22 protein-coding genes are annotated in these 23,887 nt (G+C 67.3%); 12 read left to right on the top strand and 10 right to left on the bottom strand.

Features of this window, described 5'->3' with window-relative positions; genetic code table 11:
* Window positions 1-46 precede the first annotated feature (46 nt).
* Both JMF86_RS00335 and JMF86_RS00330 read left to right on the top strand, forming a co-directional pair.
* Window positions 47-739: a response regulator transcription factor gene (locus tag JMF86_RS00335; protein ID WP_006401494.1), complete on the top strand. Its 693-nt coding sequence runs from the start codon at window positions 47-49 to the stop codon at window positions 737-739.
* A 121-nt stretch (window positions 740-860) separates the two neighbouring features.
* Window positions 861-2,345 carry a sensor histidine kinase gene (locus tag JMF86_RS00330; RefSeq protein WP_006477258.1) on the top strand — a complete coding sequence of 495 codons (1,485 nt, stop codon included), beginning with the start codon at window positions 861-863 and terminating at the stop codon, window positions 2,343-2,345.
* 157 nt (window positions 2,346-2,502) lie between these two features.
* On the opposite strand, the gene JMF86_RS00325 is transcribed toward JMF86_RS00330, so the two are convergent.
* From JMF86_RS00325 to mnmC, 7 genes are all read right to left on the bottom strand, one after another.
* Entirely contained in the window at window positions 2,503-3,033 is a 531-nt protein-coding gene (locus JMF86_RS00325) for an SET domain-containing protein (protein WP_027808863.1), read from the bottom strand.
* 177 nt (window positions 3,034-3,210) lie between these two features.
* Window positions 3,211-4,323, bottom strand: a complete 1,113-nt coding sequence (locus JMF86_RS00320; RefSeq protein WP_054928205.1) for an NADH:flavin oxidoreductase/NADH oxidase — start codon at window positions 4,321-4,323, stop codon at window positions 3,211-3,213.
* Window positions 4,324-4,550: 227 nt separating this feature from the next.
* The gene (locus JMF86_RS00315; protein ID WP_027811016.1) at window positions 4,551-5,261 is read right to left on the bottom strand and encodes a glutamine amidotransferase; all 711 of its coding nucleotides are present in this window, start codon (window positions 5,259-5,261) and stop codon (window positions 4,551-4,553) included.
* A gap of 28 nt (window positions 5,262-5,289) precedes the next feature.
* Window positions 5,290-5,928: a MarR family winged helix-turn-helix transcriptional regulator gene (locus tag JMF86_RS00310; RefSeq protein ID WP_006477254.1), complete on the bottom strand. Its 639-nt coding sequence runs from the start codon at window positions 5,926-5,928 to the stop codon at window positions 5,290-5,292.
* Between the two features lie 504 nt (window positions 5,929-6,432).
* Window positions 6,433-7,548, bottom strand: coding sequence for a YbdK family carboxylate-amine ligase (locus JMF86_RS00305; RefSeq protein ID WP_006490006.1), 1,116 nt, complete (start codon window positions 7,546-7,548; stop codon window positions 6,433-6,435).
* Between the two features lie 14 nt (window positions 7,549-7,562).
* Window positions 7,563-8,777, bottom strand: coding sequence for a cation:proton antiporter (locus JMF86_RS00300; protein WP_012327590.1), 1,215 nt, complete (start codon window positions 8,775-8,777; stop codon window positions 7,563-7,565).
* A gap of 670 nt (window positions 8,778-9,447) precedes the next feature.
* A complete protein-coding gene (mnmC, locus tag JMF86_RS00295) occupies window positions 9,448-11,379 on the bottom strand; it encodes a bifunctional tRNA (5-methylaminomethyl-2-thiouridine)(34)-methyltransferase MnmD/FAD-dependent 5-carboxymethylaminomethyl-2-thiouridine(34) oxidoreductase MnmC (RefSeq protein WP_054928204.1) in 1,932 nt (643 codons plus the stop codon).
* A 388-nt stretch (window positions 11,380-11,767) separates the two neighbouring features.
* On the opposite strand from mnmC, the gene JMF86_RS00290 reads away from it, so the two are divergent.
* Window positions 11,768-12,046, top strand: a complete 279-nt coding sequence (locus JMF86_RS00290) for an HU family DNA-binding protein (RefSeq protein ID WP_006401505.1) — start codon at window positions 11,768-11,770, stop codon at window positions 12,044-12,046.
* A 128-nt stretch (window positions 12,047-12,174) separates the two neighbouring features.
* Here JMF86_RS00290 and JMF86_RS00285 read toward each other — a convergent pair whose 3' ends face one another.
* Both JMF86_RS00285 and JMF86_RS00280 read right to left on the bottom strand, forming a co-directional pair.
* Window positions 12,175-13,485 (bottom strand): GTP-binding protein, encoded by a 1,311-nt coding sequence (locus tag JMF86_RS00285; protein ID WP_054928226.1) that lies wholly within the window; start codon window positions 13,483-13,485, stop codon window positions 12,175-12,177.
* Window positions 13,486-13,638: 153 nt separating this feature from the next.
* Window positions 13,639-14,124 carry a lytic transglycosylase domain-containing protein gene (locus tag JMF86_RS00280; RefSeq protein WP_023476565.1) on the bottom strand — a complete coding sequence of 162 codons (486 nt, stop codon included), beginning with the start codon at window positions 14,122-14,124 and terminating at the stop codon, window positions 13,639-13,641.
* Window positions 14,125-14,492: 368 nt separating this feature from the next.
* On the opposite strand from JMF86_RS00280, the gene gspD reads away from it, so the two are divergent.
* The 3 genes from gspD to gspF are packed head-to-tail and all read left to right on the top strand — an operon-like array spanning window position 14,493 to window position 19,523.
* On the top strand, window positions 14,493-16,805 hold the full coding sequence (gspD, locus tag JMF86_RS00275) for a type II secretion system secretin GspD (protein ID WP_054928203.1): 2,313 nt from the start codon (window positions 14,493-14,495) through the stop codon (window positions 16,803-16,805).
* Entirely contained in the window at window positions 16,802-18,301 is a 1,500-nt protein-coding gene (gene gspE, locus JMF86_RS00270; RefSeq protein ID WP_006490004.1) for a type II secretion system ATPase GspE, read from the top strand. Before gspD ends, gspE begins: the two co-directional genes overlap by 4 nt.
* Window positions 18,302-18,305: 4 nt before the next feature.
* Entirely contained in the window at window positions 18,306-19,523 is a 1,218-nt protein-coding gene (gene gspF / locus JMF86_RS00265) for a type II secretion system inner membrane protein GspF (RefSeq protein WP_201316667.1), read from the top strand.
* A gap of 37 nt (window positions 19,524-19,560) precedes the next feature.
* Here gspF and JMF86_RS00260 read toward each other — a convergent pair whose 3' ends face one another.
* Window positions 19,561-19,971 carry a type II secretion system protein N gene (locus JMF86_RS00260; RefSeq protein ID WP_011544450.1) on the bottom strand — a complete coding sequence of 137 codons (411 nt, stop codon included), beginning with the start codon at window positions 19,969-19,971 and terminating at the stop codon, window positions 19,561-19,563.
* A gap of 175 nt (window positions 19,972-20,146) precedes the next feature.
* Between JMF86_RS00260 and gspG the strand changes: the two genes are divergently transcribed.
* The 6 genes from gspG to gspL form a co-directional block, all read left to right on the top strand.
* Entirely contained in the window at window positions 20,147-20,599 is a 453-nt protein-coding gene (gene gspG, locus JMF86_RS00255; RefSeq protein ID WP_006477246.1) for a type II secretion system major pseudopilin GspG, read from the top strand.
* Between the two features lie 39 nt (window positions 20,600-20,638).
* Window positions 20,639-21,208, top strand: a complete 570-nt coding sequence (locus JMF86_RS00250; RefSeq protein WP_054928202.1) for a GspH/FimT family pseudopilin — start codon at window positions 20,639-20,641, stop codon at window positions 21,206-21,208.
* Window positions 21,205-21,612, top strand: a complete 408-nt coding sequence (gspI, locus tag JMF86_RS00245; RefSeq protein ID WP_063934015.1) for a type II secretion system minor pseudopilin GspI — start codon at window positions 21,205-21,207, stop codon at window positions 21,610-21,612. The genes JMF86_RS00250 and gspI overlap by 4 nt, the downstream gene beginning before the upstream one ends.
* Complete coding sequence (locus JMF86_RS00240) at window positions 21,590-22,288, top strand: type II secretion system protein J (protein ID WP_125380906.1); 699 nt, start codon at window positions 21,590-21,592, stop codon at window positions 22,286-22,288. Before gspI ends, JMF86_RS00240 begins: the two co-directional genes overlap by 23 nt.
* Window positions 22,289-22,290: 2 nt before the next feature.
* Window positions 22,291-23,400: a type II secretion system minor pseudopilin GspK gene (gene gspK, locus JMF86_RS00235; protein ID WP_054928224.1), complete on the top strand. Its 1,110-nt coding sequence runs from the start codon at window positions 22,291-22,293 to the stop codon at window positions 23,398-23,400.
* Between the two features lie 26 nt (window positions 23,401-23,426).
* Window positions 23,427-23,887, top strand: a 461-nt coding sequence (gene gspL, locus JMF86_RS00230) for a type II secretion system protein GspL (RefSeq protein ID WP_236592993.1), incomplete at its 3' end; no start/stop codon positions are given.

The following is a 23,887-nucleotide window of genomic DNA, read 5'->3' as shown; positions in this document are numbered from 1 at the left end:
TGTCCGCGTGCCTGAACCGCCAACCCATTGTACTTGAGCGAACTTCATGCGACTCCTTCTGATCGAAGACGACCGCCCCATCGCACGCGGTATCCAGAGCAGCCTCGAACAGGCTGGCTTCACCGTCGACATGGTGCATGACGGCATTTTTGCCGAACAGGCGCTGGCACAGAACCGCCACGAACTCGTGATCCTCGACCTCGGCCTGCCGGGCATCGACGGGATGACGCTGCTCACGCGCTTCCGCCAGACCAACCGCCACACGCCCGTGATCGTGCTGACCGCGCGCGACGAGCTGAACGACCGGATCCAGGGCCTGAACTCCGGCGCCGACGACTACATGCTCAAGCCGTTCGAGCCGGCCGAACTCGAAGCGCGCATCCGCGCGGTGATGCGCCGCAGCGGCCCGCACAGCGACATGCCGCGTCCGGAAGTGTCGCTCGGCGGCGTCCGCCTGTCGGGCGTCGACCGCCGCATCTTCAACGACGACAAGCCGCTCGAACTGTCGCCGCGCGAATTCGCGGTGCTGGAAATGCTGCTGCTGCGTCACGGCCGCGTCGTCAGCAAGGCCCAGTTGCAGGATCACCTCACGCACTTCGGCGGCGATCTTGGCGACACCGCGATCGAAGTCTACGTGCACCGCGTGCGCAAGAAACTCGAGCAATGCCGGGTCGAAATCGTCACGGTGCGCGGCTTCGGCTACCTGCTGCAGGAAATCCGCCAGACGGCGAGCGTCTGAGCGACGCCGCGCGCCGGCCGGCCGCGTGCCGCCGACGCGCATGCGTACGGCTTCCGCGTCGCCGCCCGGCGCACGACCGCGCCGCTCCCCGTGAGCGGCGCTTATCCATTTGCCCGTCGAAATGTCTCCTGATCCGGCTGTGACCACCAGCCTGCGCCGTTCGCTGCTCCGGCGCCTCGCCGCCCCGCTGTCGATGCTCGCGCTGATGAGCGGCCTGATCGCCTACTGGCTCGCGTGGCAATACACGCAGCACGTGATCGACCGCTCGCTCGCCGATCTCGCGACCGCCATCTCCAAACAGATCCAGATCGCCGGCCCCGACGCACCGTTCACGGTGCCGCCGCTCGCGCAGGCGATGTTCTCCGATCCGGCCGAAGCGCTGATCTACCGGATCAGCGATGGCGAGCAGGAGCTCGCCGGCGACCCGAAGCTGCCGCTGCAGGGCATCAACGTGCGCCGCATGCACCACGCGTACGTGTTCGAGGCCGAGTACGACAACCGCGCGGTGCGGGTCGCGCAGGTGCGCGTCGACGACGTCGAGGGCGGCAAGCCGATGGTCGTCGAAGTCGCGCAGCCGGTGCGGCACCGCTACCGGATCGCGGCCGAATTCCTCGTCGCGATCATGATGCCGCTGCTGCTGCTGCTGCTCGCCGGCTGGGGCATCGTGTGGCGCGTGGTGAACCAACAGCTGGGCCCGCTCACGCATCTCGCCGATTCGCTGAACCGGCAGACCCACACGTCGCTGGAGCCGGTCGACGAAACCGACGTGCCGCTGGAGATCCGGCCGCTGACGAGCGCGATGAACGCGCTGCTCGGCCGCCTCAAGACCGCGCTCGACGCGCAGCGCAAGTTCATCGCCGATGCCGCGCACCAGTTGCGCACGCCGCTCACCGCGGTGAAGCTGCATGCCGAGCAGGCGGCCGTCGCGCGCGACCCGCACCAGACCTTCGCCGCGGTGCGCGAGCTGCGCGCAGCGGCCGACCGGGCGGTGCGGCTGTCCAACCAGTTGCTGTCGCTCGCGCGGGCCGAGCCGGGCGAGCAGGCCGCGCGCTTCGTCGACGTCGATCTCGCGGCGATGGCGTTCGAGACGGGCGCCGAATGGGTGCCGCGCGCGCTCGCGTCGCATGTCGACCTCGGCTTCCAGCGCAGTGACGATCCGGGCGACGACGAGAAGCTGATCGTGCGCGGCAACCCCGTGCTGCTGCGCGAGGTGATCGCGAACCTGCTCGACAATGCGCTGAAGTACGTGCCGCTCGCGCGGCCGGACGGCGCGCGAATCACGGTGAACGTCGCGCGCGCCTCGCTCGAGGGCAGCCAGCCGGCCGCCGAGATCGTAGTCGAGGACAACGGCCCCGGCGTGCCCGCGAACCAGCAGGCCGACCTGTTCAAGCGCTTCTTCCGCGGCGATGCGCAAAGCGGCAATGGCGTCGAGACGGGCGCCGGGCTCGGGCTCGCGATCGTGCACGACATCATCGCGATGCATGGCGGCACCGTGTCGTACGAGGATGCATCGGAAGGCGGCTCGCGCTTCGTGGTGAGGGTGCCGCTCGCTGCGCATACGGCGCAGCCGGCCAGCGAAACGCCGGCTGTGGCGCCGACGCACTGAGCAGCGCGATTGTCGGCGGGCAACGGTTGGCCCGTCGACCGGGCCGCCCGCCGGAACAGGAACGGAAAGACGGAAAGCAGATGACGCGCCGCGACGACGCGCCAACCAACCGTCGACTGAAACGACAGCGGCAGCGCGCGATGCGCTGCCGCCTGCATCACTTCTTGCTCTTCTTGTCCTTCGAACCGGACGCCGGCTTGCCGTCCTTCTTGTCCTTCTTCTTTTTCTTCTTCCCGCCTTCGTCGGACGTCGCGAGCAACGTGCCGCGGCACGACTCCGCCCCGCAGTGGCACGCGTATTCGCGCTTGAGCTTCTTCGTCAGCTTCGCGTCGATCACGAGGCCGTAGTCGTAGAACAGCTCCTCTTCCGGCCCGATGTCGCGCAGCGCGTGGATGTACACGCGGCCTTTGACTTCCTCGGCTTCGCAGTTCGGCGCGCACGAATGGTTGATCCAGCGCGCGCTGTTGCCGTCGATCTTGCCGTCGATCACGCCGCCTTCGTCCAGTGCGAAGTAGAACGTATGGTTCGGCTCGCTCGGGTCGTGCGGATGGCGGCGCAGCGCTTCCTTCCACGAGATTCGCTCGCCCTTGTATTCCACTACGCGCTCGCCGGCCTTGATCGGCGCCACGGCGAACACGCCTTTGCCGTGTACTCCCGAGCGGCGCACCGCGATCCTGCGTGAACTCATCGAACCAATCCTTGTGAAGACGACTTGAATGGAAGCGGCCGCGATCGCGGCCGGGCGCCGCGCAAAACGAAAACGCGGCACCGGTCGGTGCCGCGTCGGGGCATGCGGCGAATCATCCGCATCCTACACGTTCACGATTGCTTCGTTCAACATCGCGCGCAATATTGCGCGATGTGCTCAGCGCTGGCCGAACGAGACGTCGCCGAACAGCGCCTTGTGCTCGCGCGGTTGCGAGCGCCAGTACTGCGGCGGCGCCGTCACCTGCGCACCGAGTTCGGCCGCCGCGTGCCACGGCCAGCGCGGGTCGTACAGCATCGCGCGCGCCATCGCGACGAAGTCGGCGTCGCCGGCCTCGATCAGCCGGTTCGCGTGCGCGGGTTCGTTGATCAGGCCGACCGCGATCGTCGGCATGCCGACCGCCCGCTTCACGGCCTGCGCGAACGGCACCTGGTAGCCGGGCGACAGCGGAATCTTCTGCAGCGGCGACACGCCGCCGGACGACACGTCGATCCAGTCACAGCCGCAGCGCTTCAGTTCATGTGCGAACGCGATCGTATCGTCGAGTTCCCAGCCGCCTTCGACCCAGTCGGTCGCGGACACGCGCACGCCGACCGGCCGGTCTTCCGGAAACGCGGCGCGCACGATCTCGAAGATCTCGAGCGGAAATCGCATCCGGTTTTCGCGCGAGCCGCCGTATTCGTCGGTGCGCCGGTTCGCGAGCGGCGACAGGAACTGATGCAGCAGGTAGCCGTGCGCCGCGTGCACTTCGATCGCATCGATGCCGAGCCGTGCGGCACGCCTGGCCGATGCGGCGAAGGCTTCGCGAATGCGGTTCAGGCCCGCCGCATCGAGCGCGAGCGGCGGCGTCTCGCCGTCCTTGTGCGGCACGGCCGACGGCCCGTGCGGCAGCCAGCCGCCGTCGGCGACCGGCACGAGCTGGCCGCCCTCCCACGGCGCCGCGCTCGACGCCTTGCGGCCCGCGTGCGACAGCTGCATCGCGACGCGGATCGGCGAATGCTTGCGGATCGCGGCCAGCACCGGCTTCAGCGCCGCTTCGGTCACGTCGTCCCACAGGCCGAGGTCGCCATGCGTGATGCGCCCGTCGGGTTCCACCGCGGTCGCTTCGATACACAGCAGCCCCGCGCCCGACAGCGCGAGATGGCCGAGGTGAATCATGTGCCAGTCGGTCGCTTCGCCGCGTTCGGCCGAGTACTGGCACATCGGGGAAATCACGATCCGGTTCGGAAGGGTCACCCCGCGCAGCGTGAACGGGGAAAACAGCGCAGTCATGGAAGCCACTCGCCAGGAAAGAGAAAGAGCGGACGAGCGTAGCACGCAGGCTGGAAGCGTGCAGACGGCGCCATCGGCAGTAAGCGGATGGTCAGGTACGGCGCCGGCTGGATGCCGGCGAGGCGCGGAATGAGCGGAATGCGCGACGTACGGCGACGGCGAGGCGTCGGCCCGTAACGGATCCAGGCCGGCTCAAGCCTTTGCAGTGACCGCAGCCGCCCGCGACGTCAGAGCCCGACGCTGCCGAGCCACTCCGCGAACATGTGCCGGGCGGCCGTCTCGAGCGCGGGGCCGTGCCGAACGGTATCGGCCCGCAACTGGCGCGCGTCGACGCCTGGCGTCGCCGCGATTTCGCCGGCATTCGCGATCAGCCACGGTTCGAAGCGATCGGTACGGATTTCGGGATGACATTGCAGCGCCAGCACGTGCTGCCCCCACGCGAAGGCCTGGTGGCGGCAGGCCGGCGTCGATGCGAGATGGATCGCACCGCCAGGCAGGTCGAACGTATCGCCGTGCCAGTGCAGCATCGACGTCGTCGCGCCGTCGAGATGACGCAGCGGCGATGCGCGGCCGGCGTCGGTGAGCGTCAGCGGCGCCCAGCCGAGTTCATGCTGCGCGGCCGGGTAGACGCGCGCTCCGAGCGCCCGTGCGATGAACTGCGCGCCGAGGCAGATGCCGAGGATCGGGAGCCCCGCGTCGATGCGCTGGCGCACGAGCGCCAGGAGCGGCGCGATCGTCGGATACTGCGCGTCGTCGTACACGCTGAGCGGCCCGCCGAGCACGACGAGCAGCGACGGCTCGAGCACGTCGAGCACCTCGACCCGCGACGATCCGACATCGACATAGCGCACCCGCCGACCGCGTTCGCCGAGCACCTGCTCGAAGCTCCCGAGATCCTCGAAATGCACGTGGCGGATCGCCACGACTTCAGCGTTCATCATCGGCCTCCCGGTCGATCGACGGACGTCAGCCTGCGAAAATCTTCCAGGTCTTCTTCTGCGTCGCCGCGTCGGCTTCTTCCTGCACCGAGCAGTCGAGACGCAGATCGCTGTCCGACATCGCGATGTCGAGCACCGCGCAGTGATGCACGGTCTTCTTCGACGGCTTGCTCGGCTGGAAATGCGTGCACGTGAGACACATGCGTTGCGGCGGCGTCGCGCCGGCCACCTGCAGCTCGCGCAGCGTCTTCAGCAGCGCGCGATACAGCGTGCCCTGCTCGTCCGCGCCGAGCTTGCCGACCGCTTTCGTCAGGAATTCAGGCCATTGCAGCGCCTTCTTCGCGGCCGTGCGGCCACGCGCCGACAGGCGTACGGCCAGTGCCCGGCCGTCGTCCAGCGCACGGCGCTTCTCGACGAGCCCCTTCGTCTCGAGCGTGCTGACCGCATCGCTCGTGGTGGCCGCGGTGAGCTGCGTCTCGCGCGCGATCTCGCCGAGCCGCATCGGGCCCTTGCGCTGCAGCAACAGCACGAGAATCTCGCCCTGCGTCGGCGTGAGGCCAGCGCCTTCCGCCCAATCCCATGCCTCGCTCCGCATGGCCGTGCTCAACCGCAGCAGGCTGTGGGTCACACGTCCCGCAGCCTGGTTCCCGTAAACGCCTTCGCTCATAGTCTTTTCGCTTTGCCGCCGCCCGGATGGCCGAGCAGCCGTAGTGTGGAGATCGAATCTATCTCAAAACAGACGCACCCATTCGAATGCATCAGCACGGCCGTCGCGAGGCACACGCGGCGGTCGCGTTCGCGGCGACCGGAGAGACACACGTCGTTCCGGTGTCCGCAAAGCCGACATTCTAAGCGAGAGCGGAAAATCGCACAGCTAAGTTATCCCCTGCATTCTGTGGAAAATCGCTGGATAACCGCAAATTCTTGTTGTGCGTGCAATGTCGCGCGCCCGCGAAACGGGGCGCGCCAGCATTGTCCTGTTCGAATCGGCCATTGGCCGCATGGGAATGATCCACCGGTTATCCCGCCTGCAGAGCGTTGACTTTGCAGTGGAATATCGGGTTATCCACAGATTTTCAGGACGCCTCGCATCGATTTCGGCGGGACACGGCGCCGATTACCGCTCAGCGAATCGCCATGCGGTCGATCCTGCTATCTGCAAAACATATTTTCACTCGCGCCAACGTAAGCACTGCTGCCGGACCGTCTCGTTCAGCGATTTTTCCTGTTTGAAAACGGTTCTCAACCACGATGCGTCGTTCACGCGCGCCTTCGCGAGCGCGCCGATCTCGTCGAGCGCCGCGCGCGAGCCGAGCGCGGCCGCATGCGGCGCGATCCGGTCGAGCGTGTCGAGGATGTCCTCCGCGATCGTGCGGCGCTCGCCCGTCTGAGGATTCACGCAGGTGCCTTCGAGCCCGAAGCGGCACGCTTCGAAACGGTTGAACGTGTAGACGAGGTAATCGTCCTCCGACAGCTTCAGCGGCCGGTCGGTCAGCAGGTAGCGTGCGAGCGTCTGGATGTAGCAGGCGATCGCCGCCGCGCGATCGACGGACAGCGGCGTGTCCATCACGCGCACCTCGATCGTGCCGTAGCCGGGCTTCGGCCGGATGTCCCAGTAGAAGTCCTTCATCGAGTTGACGACGCCCGTGTTCACCATCTTCGTGAAGTATTCCTCGAAGCTGTCCCACGTGAGCACGAACGGCGCGCGGCCCGACAGCGGGAACGCGAACACCGAATTCAGGCGTGCCGAATGGAAGCCCGTGTCGACGTTCTGCACGAATGGCGACGACGCCGACAGCGCGATGAAGTGCGGAATGAAGCGCGACATCGAGTGCAGCAGGAACAGCGCGCTATCGGGATCGGGACAGCCGATGTGCACGTGCTGGCCGAACACGGTGAACTGCTTGGCGAGATAGCCGTACAGCTCGGAAATGTACTGGAAGCGCGGCGCATCGTAGATCTGCCGGTCGCTCCATTGCTGGAACGCATGCGTGCCGCCGCCGGCCAGCCCGACGTTGAGCTGGTCGGCCGCCTTCACGAGCACGTCGCGGATCGCATGCAGCTCGCTGACGGCCTGCTCGTGCGAATGGCAGATGCCGGTCGACAGTTCGATCATGCTTTCGGTGATTTCCGGCGTGATGTTGCCCGGAAAGGTCTCGCCCTGGATCAGGCGCATCAGGTCGGATGCCGCTTTGGTCAGGTCGTAGTTGTGCGTGTTGACGACCTGGATCTCCAGTTCGACGCCGAACGTGAACGGTTCGGAATTGACGAAGGTTTCGAGTGCCATGGCAGGTTCCGGAATCAGTTGCCGTCGCTGCGTTCGCCGACCGCCGACAGGCAGCGATAGACGACGAACGGGCTGACGAGCTGCAGGATCACGATCGAGCACATCACGATCGCGCGCAGGTGCGGGTCGAAATTGGGATAGAGCTGGTAGGTATCGTCGACGAGCAGGTACGACAGCGCGGACATCGGCGTGAGCGCGATGCCGAGCGCGACGCCCTGCTTCATCCCGAGGCCGCTCGGCTTCGCGAACGCGACGACGCCGGCCAGCTTCGCGACGAGCCGCGTGACGATCAGCACGATCGCGAGCAGCCCGCCGAGCGCGATGTCGCCCCACGTGAACGACGTGAGCGTCAGCACGAACAGCACCACCGTCAGCAGCCAGCCGGCCGTGCCGAAGTGCTCGGGCCACAGCTGCGGCCGCGCTTCGAGGTTCTTCACGATGATGCCGGCGAGCAGCAGCGTGAGCAGCGTCGACAGCTTCAGCGCCTGCGCGACGGCGATCGCGAGCATCACGAGCCCGAACAGCGCGACGAACGAATGCTCGTCGCGCATCGTCGCGGTCATGTGACGGAACAGGTAATTGCACGAACGCGCGACCAGATACGCGACGATGAACGAACCGGCGAGCAGGTAGAGCGGCTGCAGGATCGTCGCGAAAACGTTGCCGTACGCTTCCTGGTGCAGCCAGCTCGTCACGAGCTTGGTCAGTACGATCGCATACACGCTGTTGAGCGCGGTGAGCGTGATCAGGCGCTGCGACACCTGCCCTTCCGCACGCAGTTCGGTCTTGAGCTGGATCACCATCGACGGCGACGTCGCGATCGCGATCGCCGACAGCACGAGGGCGACCATCCCCGATACGCCGAGCGCGAGCATCACGAACAGCACGAGCACGAAGGTGAGCGTGGCTTCCGCGAGGCTCGACGCGACGAGCCACGGATTGCGCCGGATCCAGCGCAGGTCGAGGCGGCTGCCGAGCTCGAACAGCAGCAGGCCGAGCGCGACGTCCATCAACAGTCGCGAGGTTTCGTCGGTGCTCGTGTCGATCACGCCGAATCCGAACGAACCGGCGATCAGGCCGATCACCGCATAGCCGGTGATGCGCGGCAAGCGCCACGCGCGATAGCACAGCTCGCCGCACAGGCCGGCTGCGAACAGCGCGAGCCCGGCCCAGAACACGGCATCCGGCGCGAGCGGCCAGTTGGGCAGGAATGAGAACGCCGACTTCATCGTGGTGACTTCTCCTTTGGAAGCAACCGCCAGCGACGCGGGGTCAAGCGACAGGAATGGATGCGCGCCGGCTGGGTATCGCCCCGAATGTGATTGTTGTGCTCGACGATGGCGGTACATGGGGTCCGCCTGTTCCGCCACAAGGCGGAACGTCGTTCAGGTTGCCGATCTGGATTGTCGGCCTGGTGTGTGAACGGACTGCGCAGTCTCGAAGATTCAGATTCGAAATCGTGCCGACCGTTCCGTTGAAGCATGTCCGGCGCTTGGCCGAACGAACGCGAAGGAAACCGATTGTGCCACAGCTTTTTCGTTCCGGAACCGACTGAATCGACTCGCGGCGCTGTGCGGCGCCACAGGTCTTTGGTTTCAAAGGTTTACCTGTATATATACGTAGTAGAAGTTAACAAAGGACGCACAGTTCTGTGGATAACTCCGGTTTACGTTGGAAGATCAAGGTGTTGGCGAAACCATAACCGGTTGCACAGGCTGTTCGCTCACAGGCGTTTGAGTTGAGCAACTTTCGGGCCGCTTCACAGCTGTGCAGAGTTACCCAGTTTACGTCCACTGTGATTGCACACGAAGTGCGCGCGGATTCCGCGCGGTTATCCACAGCATCGCGTGGATAACCTTGCGCGGAAAAATCGGGAAACTGTGAGCGGCGCGCGCGAGGTCAGCCCGCCGAGCCGACGCGGCGGGCGCGCAGGGCGCGGATCAGGAAGCGGGCGGGATCGACGGCGTCGGCGAGTTCGCGCTCGAGCGGCCAGGGCTCGCCTTCGAGTTGCGAGGCGATGAGTTCGGCGCCGAGCGCGGCCCACACGAGGCCGCGCGAACCGAAGCCGAATGCGCCGTAGAGGCCCGGCATGCGCGGCAGGTCGCGCGCCTGCGCACCGCCCAGCGCGCGTGCGTTCGCGGTGGCCTGCGCTTCGTCGGCGAGCGGGCCGATGAGCGGCAGGCGGTCGCCGACGACCCAGCGGAATGCGACGCGGCCGTGCAGCGTGGCGGGATCCGGCAGCGCGCCGATCAGGCCCGGCAGCAGGTGCCGCACGCGATCGAGGTTTTCGGCGTGGCCGGCCGCGCGCATCGCGGGATCGGTGTCGTCCGGTTCGAAGGTGGCGCCGATCAGCAGCGTGCCGTCGTCGAGCGGGACCGCGTAACCGTCGCCGATCGCCGGGCACGGCAGCGGCGCCGTCGTGCCCGGCGGCAACAGCGTGAGCTGGCCGCGCACCGGTTGCAGCGCGACATGCCGCAGCCCGGCAAGACGCGCTGCGTCGCCCGCGTTCGCGAGCACGACGACGGACGCATCGGCCAGCGTGGCGCCCGTATCGTCGAGCGCATGCCAGGTGTCGTCCCGCCGTTCGAGCCGTGCGACGCAGGTGGACGCCAGCAGCCGCACGCGCTCGCCGGCCGCCGCATACTGCGCGGCGCACAGCCCGGCCGGCCATACGGCGCCGCCGTGCGGAAACAGCAGGCCGCCCTGCGCGACCGGCAGATTCAGGTGCGCCCGCGCGGCATCGGCATCGAGCAGCGTTGCATAGTCGGACGGCGCCCCGAAAGCGTCGAACGCGTCGCGCATCCGCGCGAAATCGTCGGCCGATTCGGCGAGATGGAGCATCCCGTGCGTGCTGCGTGCGAATGCATGCCCCGCGCGTTCGAGGGCGCGCCAGCGGGCGAGCGCGTGCAGGAAGCCGCCGCGCGTGAGCCGGCTCGCGACGTTGTCGTCGCGCGTCATCAATGGATGGAACACACCGGCCGGATTGCCCGACGCTTCGCTCGCGATCCGTTCGTGCCGTTCGATCAGCGTGACGTCCCAGCCGCGCGCGGCCAGACGTTCGACGACCGCGCAGCCGGCGAGACCCGCGCCGATCACGATCGCGCGGCGCGCGGCAACGGGCAGCGCGCGCGGCGGCTCGTGCCGGCGCGCGCGCCAGCGCGGCGCATAGTCGCCGACGAGCCGATCGTCGACTTCGCGGAACGTGAAACCTGTTTCGCCGAGCGCGTGTTTCACGTCGTCGGACTTTGCATGCGTCGCAAACGTCGCGTGTTCGCCGGCGAGTTTCGCGAGTGCGCGAATCCCGTCGCTCGATGCCGCGGCGCCTTCGAGAAAAAACGCATCGGCACGCGCGACGAGCTTCTTCAACAAGTCGATCGCATCGCCGAACGCGAGCGTGAGCACCACGCGCCCTGCGTCGAATTCGAGCCGATGCAGGCCCGGCACGAGTATCGGCCAGGCATCGAGCAACGCGTCGACGTCTGCCGATATGGTTGTGTCTACAACCATATGCGAGACCGCGCGGTGCAGGTCGTCGCGTGAGAACGGATGCGGTTCGATCGCGACGACGTGCAGCCGTTCGCAGCGCGCCGGATCGTCGCGCCACGCGGCCCAGGCCGCGAGGAAGCCGGCGCCCGCGCCGAACGCGGTCGTGACGATCGTGAACGTTCGGCGGCGCTGCCAGCGCGCGGGCAGCCCGTTGCCCGCGACGAACGTGCGATGCGCGCGAGCGAGCGTGCCGGATGCACCGCGATGAAGCTCGCCGAACTCGGGCGAGACGAGCGTGCCGTCGTCGCGAAGCGCGAGCGTGGCGGAAACAAGTCGGTCGGGCATGCGAAACAAAAAACGTGGCAGCCAAGCCTGGCAAGGGATTGCGGGAGGCCGTCCAACCGGCCGTTGGAAAGGGGCAACGGCGCGACGATCGGGCGGACCACGCCGCGGACCCTGTCCGGTTGGCGCAGGTCAAAAAATGGGCAGTCGACGATTCATTCGGCGAAATACCGATGAAAATCTTTGAAACCCTTGTCGTTATTGGGTTTGCGCTGCGCTATCATAGCAACGCCGTACCGCGGGGTGGCCGCCGGCAAGCCGGAGGGCGCGTCGCGCGGGCCAGGATTCGGCGCTGTGTCGTCGGAGTCTGACTCTCGACGGCACGGTTCGCGCACGTATAATCGGCGCGTTCGCGCTGTTCGTGTCAACCTAACCTGATAAAGGAACCTTAATGAACAAACAGGAACTGATCGACGCCGTCGCCGCCCAAACGGGCGCCAGCAAGGCTCAAACCGGCGAAACGCTGGACACGCTGCTCGAAGTCATCAAGAAGGCCGTGTCGAAGGGTGATGCGGTTCAGCTGATCGGCTTCGGCAGCTTCGGTTCGGGCAAGCGCGCAGCACGTACGGGCCGCAACCCGAAGACGGGCGAAACCATCAAGATCCCGGCAGCCAAGACGGTCAAGTTCACGGCTGGCAAGGCGTTCAAGGACGCCGTCAACAAGCGTTAAACCCGCGCCTGTTCCATGAAAAACCCGCCTCTCGGCGGGTTTTTTGTTGGGCGCGCGCGGCATTTTCGCCACAGTTCGCGCCGCTCTTGCAAAAGTTAACGGTTATTTTACAAGCCGTTACCACGCGATCATGCGTGCACGATCTGCGTGTCGCCGTGATCGTCGTCGTGCGAATCGACGTCCCACGCCGGGAACGGATCGTCGAACGCCGCCCATCCCGCCGCGCCGAGTGCGAACTCCGCATCGGTCAGCAGGCATGCATCGAGTTTCGCGCGCCACGCATCGGCGTCGAGCGCGATGCCGATCAGCACGAGTTCCTGGCGGCGATCGCCGACCGTGCGATCGTCGAGATCGCCGAGCCATTCGGTGCGGATTTCAGCGAGCAGTTCGTCGTCGTCCGGCCATTCCGTGCGATCCTGCGCCGCCCACCACAAACCTGCCGGGCCATGCCGGCATACGCCGCCCGCCTGCGACAGCGAACCTGCGATGTCGTTGCGCGTCGCGAGCCAGAAGAAACCCTTGCTGCGCAGCACGCCAGGCCACTCCTGATGCAGCAGCGCCCAGAGCCGTGCCGGGTGAAACGGCCGGCGCGCACGGTAAACAAAATTGCCGATGCCGAATTCGTCGGCTTCGCCGTGCACGTGCGCATGATGGTCGTCATGGCAGTCCGGGTCGTCGCAATGCGTGTGATCGTGATCAAGCGACGCGAGCCAGCCCGGCGCGTTCGCGGCTTCGTCGAAATCGAAGCGGCCGGTGTTCAGCACTTCGTCGAGCGGCACGTTGCCGAACGTCGAGACGACCTGGTGCGCACGCGGATTGAGGCGCGCGAGGATGTGCTGCAGGCGGGCGAGATCGTCCGCGCCGACGAGGTCGGCCTTGTTGATCACCAGCACGTCGCAGAATTCGATCTGCTCGATCAGCAGCTCGACGAGCGTGCGGTCGTCGTCTTCCGACGCGGCGATGCCGCGTGTCGCGAGCGCGTCGTCGGAGCCGTAGTCGCGCAGGAAGTTGTACGCGTCGACCACGGTGACGAGCGTGTCGAGCCGCGCGATGGCCGACAACGACGTGCCGTCGTCGTCGACGAACGTGAAGGTCTCGGCGATCGGCATCGGCTCCGCGATACCGGTCGATTCGATCATGATCGCGTCGAAGCGGCCTTCGGACGCAAGGTTGCGGATCTCGACGAGCAGATCGTCGCGCAGCGTGCAGCAGATGCAGCCGTTCGACATTTCGACGAGGCGTTCCTCGACGTGCGACAGCGCCTGCGCATCGCGCACGAGCGACGCGTCGATGTTGACCGCCGCGAGATCGTTGACGATCACCGCGACTTTCAGGCCCGCGCGGTTCGCGAGGACGTGGTTGAGCAGCGTGGTCTTGCCGGCGCCGAGGAAACCGGACAGCACGGTGACGGGCAACGGCTGTTTCATTGCCGGATTCATGATGATATGCACCAACGGAAGAGATGAAAAAGCGGCCGCGGCGCCCTGCCGGGGCGCGATCGGCCCGCGCACGGGCGAAACGGCGGCGTCAGCCCGCATTGTGCATCAAACGCGCGCGGCCGGCCCGGCGTCAGCCGGCGACGCGGCGCGGAATCACTGAGCGGCTTGAGGCGCTTGAGCGGCCTGGGTGGTCTGCGCGGGCGGCAGCAGCTTCCATTGCGTCAGGATGCCGGCGATCTGCCGCGCGTACTTGTCGCGCAGCGACGGCGTTTCCGAATGATAGGCGCCGACTGCCTGCCAGGTGTTGCCGTAGCGGTTCATCTTCTGCTTGAGATGCCACGCGGCGATGTACACGTTCTTGCACGGCTCCATCAGCGTGTCGCGGCCGATCCCGTAGCGCGACAGCGTCGGCAGGTGGATCGAATTGATCTGCATCAGGCCGTAGTCGACCGAGCCGTTCGTGTTCTTGTTCAGCGCCTCGGGCCGGTTGCGCGATTCCTGCCACGCGATCGCGCGCAGGATCAGCGGATTGACCTGCTGATATTTGGCCGCTTCGTCGAAACAGTCCGCGCGTGCGTTGCCGCTGGCGAACCACGCGCCGGCGGCGATCAACGCGATCGAAGCGAACCGTCTGTTCATCGTGCGGAAACGAAAGGAAATTGCGCGAAGCTCGGGAAAACCCGTGCCTGTTATTAGTGCGACGAGAAACGCGCCGCCCGTATCATACCGGCAGACCGTCAGATTGCGACAGGCAGGAATACGGCAGCCCGGTTATACCGCATTTCCGTGTCGGTTCATCGCGAAAACCAGGGAGAGGGCCGGCATGCGGAGGGTTACATCTATCCTTACATCTTGCATACGATTCGTCGGATACCTGTCGTATGTGAGACAGTCTTCGGATCAATGTGATATTTCGGACATGAAAAACTGCTAATGTCGCCTCTTTCGGACTTGGATCCCAGCACTACCGCCGGAAGTGGCCTGAGCCGGCATCGACCCATTCATCCATGACAAGAAATCGCTTCGTTATGCGGCGTATCGCCACGACCCTGCTCGTGGCAGGCATCATCGTCTCGCAGGCCGCCTACGCTCAGGTCACGCTCAATTTCGTGAATGCGGATATCGACCAGGTCGCGAAAGCGATCGGCGCCGCGACCGGCAAGACCATCATCGTCGACCCCCGCGTGAAGGGGCAGCTCAATCTCGTGGCCGAACGGCCGGTGCCGGAAGACCAGGCGTTGAAGACGCTGCAGTCGGCGCTGCGCATGCAGGGCTTCGCGCTCGTGCAGGATCACGGCGTGCTGAAGGTCGTGCCGGAAGCCGACGCGAAGCTGCAGGGCGTGCCGACCTACATCGGCAATGCGCCGCAGGCGCGCGGCGACCAGGTGATCACGCAGGTGTTCGAGCTGCACAACGAATCGGCGAACAACCTGCTGCCCGTGCTGCGGCCGCTGATCTCGCCGAACAACACGGTGACGGCCTACCCGGCGAACAACACGATCGTCGTGACCGACTATGCGGACAACGTGCGCCGCATCGCGCAGATCATCTCGGGCGTCGACAGCGCCGCGGGCGCGCAGGTGCAGGTCGTGCCGCTGCGCAACGCGAACGCGATCGACCTCGCCGCGCAACTGCAGAAAATGCTCGATCCGGGCGCGATCGGCAACAGCGACGCCACGCTGAAGGTATCGGTCACGGCCGACCCGCGCACCAACGCGCTGCTGCTGCGTGCGTCGAACGCGTCGCGCCTCGCGGCCGCGAAGCGTCTCGTGCAGCAGCTCGACGCGCCGAGCGCGGTGCCCGGCAACATGCACGTCGTGCCGCTGCGCAACGCCGATGCGGTGAAGCTCGCGAAGACGCTGCGCGGGATGCTCGGCAAGGGCGGCAACGACAGCGGCTCGTCGGCGTCGTCCAACGATGCGAACAGCTTCAACCAGAACGGCGGCTCGTCGTCGAGCGGCAACTTCTCGACCGGCACGTCGGGCACCCCGCCGCTGCCGTCGGGCGGCCTGGGCGGTTCGTCGTCGTCGTCCGGGTATGGCGGCGGCTCGTCCGGCGGTGGCCTCGGTACCGGCGGCCTGCTCGGCGGTGACAAGGACAAGAGCGGCGACGACAACCAGCCGGGCGGGATGATCCAGGCCGACTCGGCCACCAACTCGCTGATCATCACCGCGTCCGATCCGGTGTACCGGAACCTGCGCTCGGTGATCGACCAGCTCGACGCACGGCGTGCGCAGGTCTATATCGAAGCGCTGATCGTCGAGCTGAACTCGACGACGCAGGGCAACCTCGGCATCCAGTGGCAGGTCGCGAGCGGCCAGTTTCTCGGCGGCACGAACCTGGCGCCGACGGCTGGCAACGGTTTGGGCAACAGCATCATCAACCTGACGGCCGGCGGCCTGACCAACGCCGCCGGCGGGATCACCGGCGGCGGCCTCGCGTCCAATCTCGGGCAGCTGTCCCAAGGCCTCAACATCGGCTGGCTGCACAACATGTTCGGCGTACAGGGGCTCGGCGCGCTGCTCCAGTATTTCGCGGGCGTGAGCGACGCGAACGTGCTGTCGACGCCGAACCTGATCACGCTCGACAACGAGGAAGCGAAGATCGTGGTCGGCCAGAACGTGCCGATCGCGACCGGCTCGTATTCGAACCTGACGAGCGGCACGACCAGCAACGCATTCAATACGTACGATCGCCGCGACGTCGGCCTGACGCTGCACGTGAAGCCGCAGATCACCGACGGCGGAATCCTGAAGCTCCAGCTCTATACCGAGGATTCGGCCGTCGTCAACGGCACCACCAACTCGCAGACCGGCCCGACCTTCACGAAGCGCTCGATCCAGTCGACGATCCTGGCCGACAACGGCGAGATCATCGTGCTCGGCGGCTTGATGCAGGACAACTACCAGGTGTCGAACAGCAAGGTGCCGCTGCTCGGCGACATTCCGTGGATCGGCCAGCTGTTCCGTTCGGAATCGAAGGTGCGCGCGAAGACCAACCTGATGGTGTTCCTGCGTCCGGTGATCATTTCCGATCGCAGCACCGCGCAGGAAGTCACGTCGAACCGCTACGACTACATCCAGGGCGTGACGGGTGCGTACAAGTCGGACAACAACGTGATCCGCGACAAGGACGACCCGGTCGTCCCGCCGATGCCGATCGGTCCGAGCCAGGGTGGCACGGCCGCAGGCAACCTGTTCGATCTCGACAAGATGCGTCGCCAGCAGTTGCAGCGCCAGGTGGCGCCCGTGCCGGCCCAGCCGCTGCCGGAGGCGACGCCCGCGCAGCCGCTGACCACCGCGCCGGGAGCCTCGCAGTGAGCGACGTGCTCGCGTCCTCCGCCCACGACGGCGCGCCGGGCGAACGCCAGCCGCCGTCGCCGCTCGCCGCGCGCCTGCTGCCGTACGGCTTTGCGAAGAGCGGCCAGGTGCTGATCGCGCATCAGCTCGACGACACGCTCGAGGTGTGGATCAGCGAACGCACGAGCGACGCCGCGCTCGCGGAAATCGCGCGCAACTTCGGCTCGATCGCCGTGCATCGCGTGCCGGCCGACGAGCTCGCGCAGGCGATCAACCAGGCCTACGCGCGCCAGGACGGCAGCGCCGCGCAGGTGGTCGGCGAGGTCGAAGGTGAAGTCGACCTGTCGCGGCTGATGCAGGACATCCCCGAAGTCGAGGATCTGCTCGAATCGGAAGACGACGCGCCGATCATCCGGATGATCAACGCGCTGCTCACGCAAGCGGCGCGCGAACAGGCGTCGGACATTCACATCGAGCCGTTCGAGAATGCGTCGGTCGTGCGCTTTCGCGTCGACGGCACGCTGCGCGACGTCGTGCGCCCGAAGAAGGCGCTGCACGGCGCGCTGATCTCGCGGATCAAGATCATGGCGCAGCTCGACATCGCGGAGAAGCGCCTGCCGCAGGACGGCCGCATCACGCTGCGCGTCGGCGGCCGGCCGGTCGACGTGCGCGTGTCGACGCTGCCGACCGGGCACGGCGAGCGCGCGGTGCTGCGTCTGCTGGAAAAGGATGCGCAGCGCCTGAACCTCGAAGCGCTCGGGATGGGCCGCGACACGCTCGTCCAGTTCGACAAGCTGATCGGCCGCCCGCACGGCATCGTGCTCGTCACCGGCCCGACCGGTTCGGGCAAGACGACCACGCTGTACGCGTCGATGTCGCGGCTCGAAACCGCGACGACCAACATCATGACCGTCGAGGACCCGATCGAATACGACCTGTCCGGCATCGGCCAGACGCAGGTGAACGAGCGGATCGGGATGACCTTTGCCCGCGCGCTGCGCTCGATCCTGCGCCAGGACCCGGACGTGATCATGATCGGCGAAATCCGCGACCTCGAAACCGCGCAGATCGCGGTGCAGGCGTCGCTGACGGGCCACCTCGTGCTCGCGACGCTGCACACGAACGACGCGGCGTCCGCCGTCACGCGCCTGACCGACATGGGCGTCGAGCCGTACCTGCTCGCGTCGTCGCTGCTCGGCGTGCTCGCGCAGCGCCTCGTGCGCCAGCTCTGCCCGGTCTGCAAGGAAGAGCGGCATGAGGACGGCCGTACCGTGTGGCATCCGGTCGGCTGCGCGAAGTGCGGACATTCTGGTTATGCGGGCCGGCGCGGTGTGTACGAACTGCTGGTGATCGACGATTCGATCCGCTCGCTGATTCACCGCAACGCGGCCGATGCCGAGATCCTGGCCGCCGGCCGCGCGGAAGGCATGCGCACGCTGCGCGACGACGCCGAGCGCTGGCTCGCGTCCGGCGCGACGTCGCTCGAGGAAGTGCTGCGCGTGACGGGAGGCGCATAGCGCGATGCCGGCATTCCGTTTCGAAGCAATCGATGCGGCGGGACGCGCGCAGAAAGGCGTCATCGATGCCGACAGCGCGCGCGCCGCGCGCGGCCAGCTGCGCACGCAGGGGCTCACGCCGCTCGTCGTCGAGCCGGCCGCGAGCGCGACGCGCGGCGCGCGTTCGCAGCGGCTCGCGTTCGGCCGCAAGCTGTCGCAGCGCGAACAGGCGATCCTCACGCGCCAGCTCGCGAGCCTGCTGATCGCCGGGCTGCCGCTCGACGAGGCGCTCGGCGTGCTGACCGAGCAGGCCGAGCGCGACTACATCCGCGAACTGATGGCCGCGATCCGCGCGGAAGTGCTCGGCGGCCATTCGCTCGCGAATGCGCTCGGCCAGCATCCGCGCGATTTTCCGGAAATCTACCGCGCACTCGTTGCCGCGGGCGAGCACACCGGCAAGCTCGGCATCGTGCTGTCGCGCCTGGCCGACTACATCGAGCAGAGCAATGCGCTCAAGCAGAAGATCCTGCTGGCGTTCACGTATCCGGGCATCGTCACGCTGATCGCATTCGGCATCGTCACGTTCCTGCTGAGCTACGTCGTGCCGCAGGTCGTCAACGTGTTCGCGAGCACGAAGCAGCAGCTACCGATCCTCACGGTCGTGATGATGGCGCTGTCGGAATTCGTGCGGCACTGGTGGTGGGCGGTCCTGATCGCGGTCGCGCTCATCGTGTGGTTCGTGAAGGCGACGCTGTCGCGCGCCGGGCCCCGGCTCGCGTTCGATCGCTGGGTGCTGACCGCGCCGCTCGCGGGCAAGCTCGTGCGCGGCTACAACACGGTGCGTTTCGCGAGCACGCTCGGCATTCTCACCGCGGCCGGCGTGCCGATCCTGCGCGCGTTGCAGGCGGCCGGCGAGACGCTGTCGAACCGCGCGATGCGCGCGAACATCGACGACGCGATCGTGCGCGTGCGCGAAGGCTCCGCGCTGTCGCGCGCGCTGAACAACGTGAAGACGTTTCCGCCGGTGCTCGTGCACCTGATTCGTTCGGGCGAGGCGACGGGCGACGTGACGACGATGCTGGATCGCGCGGCCGAAGGCGAAGCGCGCGAGCTGGAGCGCCGAACGATGTTCCTGACGAGCCTGCTGGAGCCGCTGCTGATCCTCGCGATGGGCGGCATCGTGCTCGTGATCGTGCTGGCCGTGATGCTGCCGATCATCGAGCTGAACAACATGGTGCAGTGACGGAGCGGCCCGATTCTGCTTGCCGGGCCGCCGCCGTTCAGCGCATGTAGATCGCGGGGGACGGCGTGTTCGCCGGGAGCTGGATTTCGGCGCGGGCGCCGTTGCGGTCGACGATGATCGAGCGCGGGCGGACTTCGGCGAGCTTCGCGCCGGACGTGACGTCCGCGCCGAGCGACACGGCGCGCGGCGGTTCGCCGCCGACGCTGACGATCGCGGCGCCGCCGTGGTCAAGCGCGAGAATGCCGAACAGGTGGATGTCCTGGACGGGATTCTTGTCAAGCTGACCGCCGAAGAGCGCCGCGGCGTCCTCGGTGCGGATCGGCAGCCGCGCGGCGGCGGCGGGCAGCGGCGCTTCGCGAGCGGACAGCGTGACGACCCAGTAGGTGGCCGTCGCGCACAAACCCGCGAAGAGGGCGAGGGAAAGGATCCGGATCGAGAGCGCGTTCATGCGCGCTATTGTACGGATGTATATGAAATTTGCGTTGGGTGAAAGCCCTCGGCGATGCGCGCCTTACAATGCGTGCTCCGCGCCCGCCGGTCCGGAAGGTTGCCGTCAGGCAATCGTCCGGTGCGCCGGGTGCGTCACTCAATCGACGACATTTTTTGGAAAGAGGTAGTCAGTCATGCAAACGTGGATCACTCGCCGCAACGCGGCCGTGCGTCGTCAGCGCGGTTTCACGCTGATCGAGATCATGGTGGTGGTCGCGATCCTCGGGATCCTGGCAGCGCTGATCGTGCCGAAGATCATGAGCCGCCCAGACGAGGCGCGCCGCATCGCCGCGAAGCAGGACATCGGCACGATCATGCAGGCGCTCAAGCTGTACCGTCTGGACAACGGCCGCTATCCGACCCAGGAGCAGGGCCTGAATTCGCTGATCCAGAAGCCGACCACCGATCCGATCCCGAACAACTGGAAGGACGGCGGCTATCTCGAGCGCCTGCCGAACGATCCGTGGGGCAACGGGTACAAGTACCTGAACCCGGGCGTGCACGGCGAGATCGACGTGTTCAGCTACGGCGCCGACGGCAAGGAAGGCGGCGACGGCAACGATACCGACATCGGCTCGTGGCAATAGGCCGGCACTGATCGGCCCGACGTTTCATTCCCGTTCTTCATGCTCGCCATTCGCACGACCTCCCGCTGCGGCCGCGATTGCCGTGTGCGTCGCGGTGCGGTGCCGTTCGTACTGGCACGTGCCGATGGCGGCCTGATGAAGCACGGCGCGGCACGACGTCGCACGCGCGGCTTCACGCTGCTCGAAATGCTGGTCGTGCTGGTGATCGCGGGGCTGCTCGTGTCGCTCGCATCGCTGTCGCTGACGCGCAATCCGCGCACCGACCTGCGCGAGGAAGCGCAGCGTATCGCGCTGCTGTTCGAGACGGCCGGCGACGAAGCGCAGGTGCGCGCGCGGCCGATCGCGTGGCAGCCGACCGCGCACGGTTTCCAGTTCGACGTGAGCTCGCCCGACGGCTGGCGCACGCTGCGCGACGACCTGCTGCGTCCGCGCGACTGGGACGGCGGCGTCACCGGCGCCGACATCGATTACCCGGGGTCGGACACGCGCGCGAGCCGCGTCGTGTTCGGCACCGAGAGCATCGACACGCCGGTGCGCGTGACGCTGCATTCGGCCGCCGGCAGCGCGACGATCGTCGGCACCGGCAACGGCCGCTACGAGGTGCAATGACGATGCGTCGTCGCCTGCCCTTCCCCGTTTCTTCCGCCTGCGGCTTCACGATGATCGAGGTGCTGGTCGCGCTCGCGATCATCGCGGTCGCGCTCGCCGCGTCGATCCGCGCGGTCGGCACGATGGCGACCAACGCGTCCGAGCTGCATCGCCGGCTGCTCGCCGGCTGGAGCGCCGACAATGCGCTCGCGCAGCTGCGGCTCACGCATGCGTGGCCGGAGGTCGGCGAACAGAGTTTCGACTGCTCGCAAGGCAACGTGCAGCTCGTCTGCACGCAGCGCGTGAGCACCACGCCGAATCCGGTGTTCCGGCGCGTGCGGATTTCGGTGAGCATGCCCGGCCGCGCCGGCGTGCTCGCGCAGATGGTGACGGTGGTCGCGAATGAAACCAGCCGTCCGCTCTGACGCGCCGATGCGCCGCGCGTCCGCCCCCTCGTCCCGTGCTGCCCGCGGCTTCACGCTGATCGAGCTGATGATCGCGATCGCGATCCTCGCAGTGGTCGCGATTCTCGCGTGGCGCGGGCTCGACCAGATCATGCGCGGTCGCGACAAGGTCGCGGCCGCGATGGAGGACGAGCGCGTGTTCGCGCAGATGTTCGACCAGATGCGCATCGACGCGCGGCTCGCCGCGACCGACGACGAGGCCGGCCAGCCGGCGATCGGCGTCGCCGGCAATACGCTGCAGATCGTGCGCGAACTCGACGTGCCGGGCGTCGCGCCGCGGCTGCAGGTGGTCCGCTACCGGATCGCCGGCGGGCGCGTCGTGCGCTACGCATCGCCGCCGATCGACGACACGAACCGGTTGCGCACCGTGCTGAAGGACAGCAGCGTCGACGGCTGGAGCTGGGTCGCGCTGATGGGCGGCGTCGGCGCGATCGACGCGAAGCTGTACGTGCCGCGCGTGGGCTGGACCACCAACCTGCAGACGGCCGACGACGCGCTCGCGCAGAACAACGACGCGCTCAAGGTGCCGCAGATCGGCAACGCGCCGCCGGCGCGCGCGGTGACCGGGCTGCAGGTCAGCATCGGCGCGACGTCGCTGCGCGTGCCGATCACGCGCATCTTCCTCGTCGGGGAATGACGATGCGCGCGCGCCCTTTCCGTCGAATGCCTGCCCGCCGCCAGCGCGGCGCCGCGATCATCACCGCGCTGCTCGTGGTCGCGCTGTCGGCGATCCTCGTGTCGGGGATGCTGTGGCGCCAGCAGGTTCAGATCCGCCGCATCGAGAACCAGCGCGTGATCGCGCAGGCGCAGTGGGTCGCGCGCGGCGCGCTCGACTGGACCCGGATGATCCTGCGTTCCGAAGGCGACACGGCGCCCGGCATCACCTATCTCGGCGGGATCTGGGGCGTGCCGATCGCGAAGACGAAGCTGTCGGATTTCCTCGGCCGGATCGGCGCACCGAACGACACGGACGCCGAAGACACCTATCTGTCCGGCTCGATCGAGGACGCGCAGGCGAAGTTCAACCTGCGCAACCTCGTGTCGTCGCCGGCGCCCGGCGTGCTGCAACTGAACGTCACGCAGATGCAGGCGTTCCAGCGCCTGCTGACGACGCTCGGCTACGACAGCGCGTTCGCGAAGCGCATCGCGCTGCAGGTGCGCGCGGGGCTGCTGCATTCGGCCACGCGGTTCCAGATGCCGAACCTGCCCGGCGGCGGCGGGACCGCCGCGAACGCCGCGACCGCGCCGGTGACGAGCGGCGACATGCAAGGCAGCGGCTTCACCGACGATCCTGGCATGGCCGGCGGCGACCGCGGACCCGCGCCGCTGATGATGACGCGCGTCGACAGCCTGCTCGACGTCGACGGCGTGACGCCGGAGATGGTCGCGCGGCTGCGCCCGTTCGTCACGGTGCTGCCGACCACCACGCCCGTGAACATGAACACCGCACCGGCCGAAGTGATCGCCGCGCTGATACCGGGGATGAGCGTGTCGTCCGCGCAGGCGCTCGTGTCGCGCCGCGAGACCGTATTTTTCCGCAACGTGGGCGACGTGCAGCTCGCGCTGCGCGGCGCCGGCGCGCCGCCGAACGTGACGATCGACTCGAGCCTCGTCGACGTCAATTCGAGCTATTTCATCGTGCATGGCCGGATTCAGCACGAACGCGCGGAGGTCGACCGCACCTCGCTCGTGTATCGTGATCCGACCACGCACTCGACGCGGGTCGTGCGCATCCGCGACCAGCTATAACGACGCCAATCGGGAGAGGAGCTCTTGTGAGCACGTTGATTGTTTCTTTGCCGCCGCGCGAGCCTGCCGTGCCGTTGCAGGAATGGCAGTGGCCCGAGCTGCCGTTCACGCTCGTCGACAAGGCCGGCCAGGTGCAGCGCGCGGGCCGCGCCGCGCTCGCGCTGCTGCCGCGCGCGAACGCGACGGTGCTGATCGTCGCCGCGCGCGACGTGCTGCTGCTGGCCGCGACCGTGCCGCCGCTGAAGGGGCCGAAGCTGCGCCAGGCGCTGCCCAACATCGTCGAGGATCAGCTGATCCAGGACCCGCTCGGCTGCCACATCGCGCTCGATCCGGCCGCGCTGCCCGACGGGCGCCGCGTGCTGGCCGTCGTCGACCGCGCATGGTTCCGCACGATCTGCGACGCGTTCACCGCGGCCGGCCACCGGCACCTGAGCGCGGTGCCCGCGACCCGCTGCCTGCCGGCGCCGCGCGCGTCGGCCGACGCGGG

Source organism: Burkholderia sp. E168m15, from assembly GCF_016586105.1.
Classification (GTDB): domain Bacteria; phylum Pseudomonadota; class Gammaproteobacteria; order Burkholderiales; family Burkholderiaceae; genus Burkholderia; species Burkholderia orbicola.
This window is presented reverse-complemented; position numbering and strand designations above follow the sequence as displayed.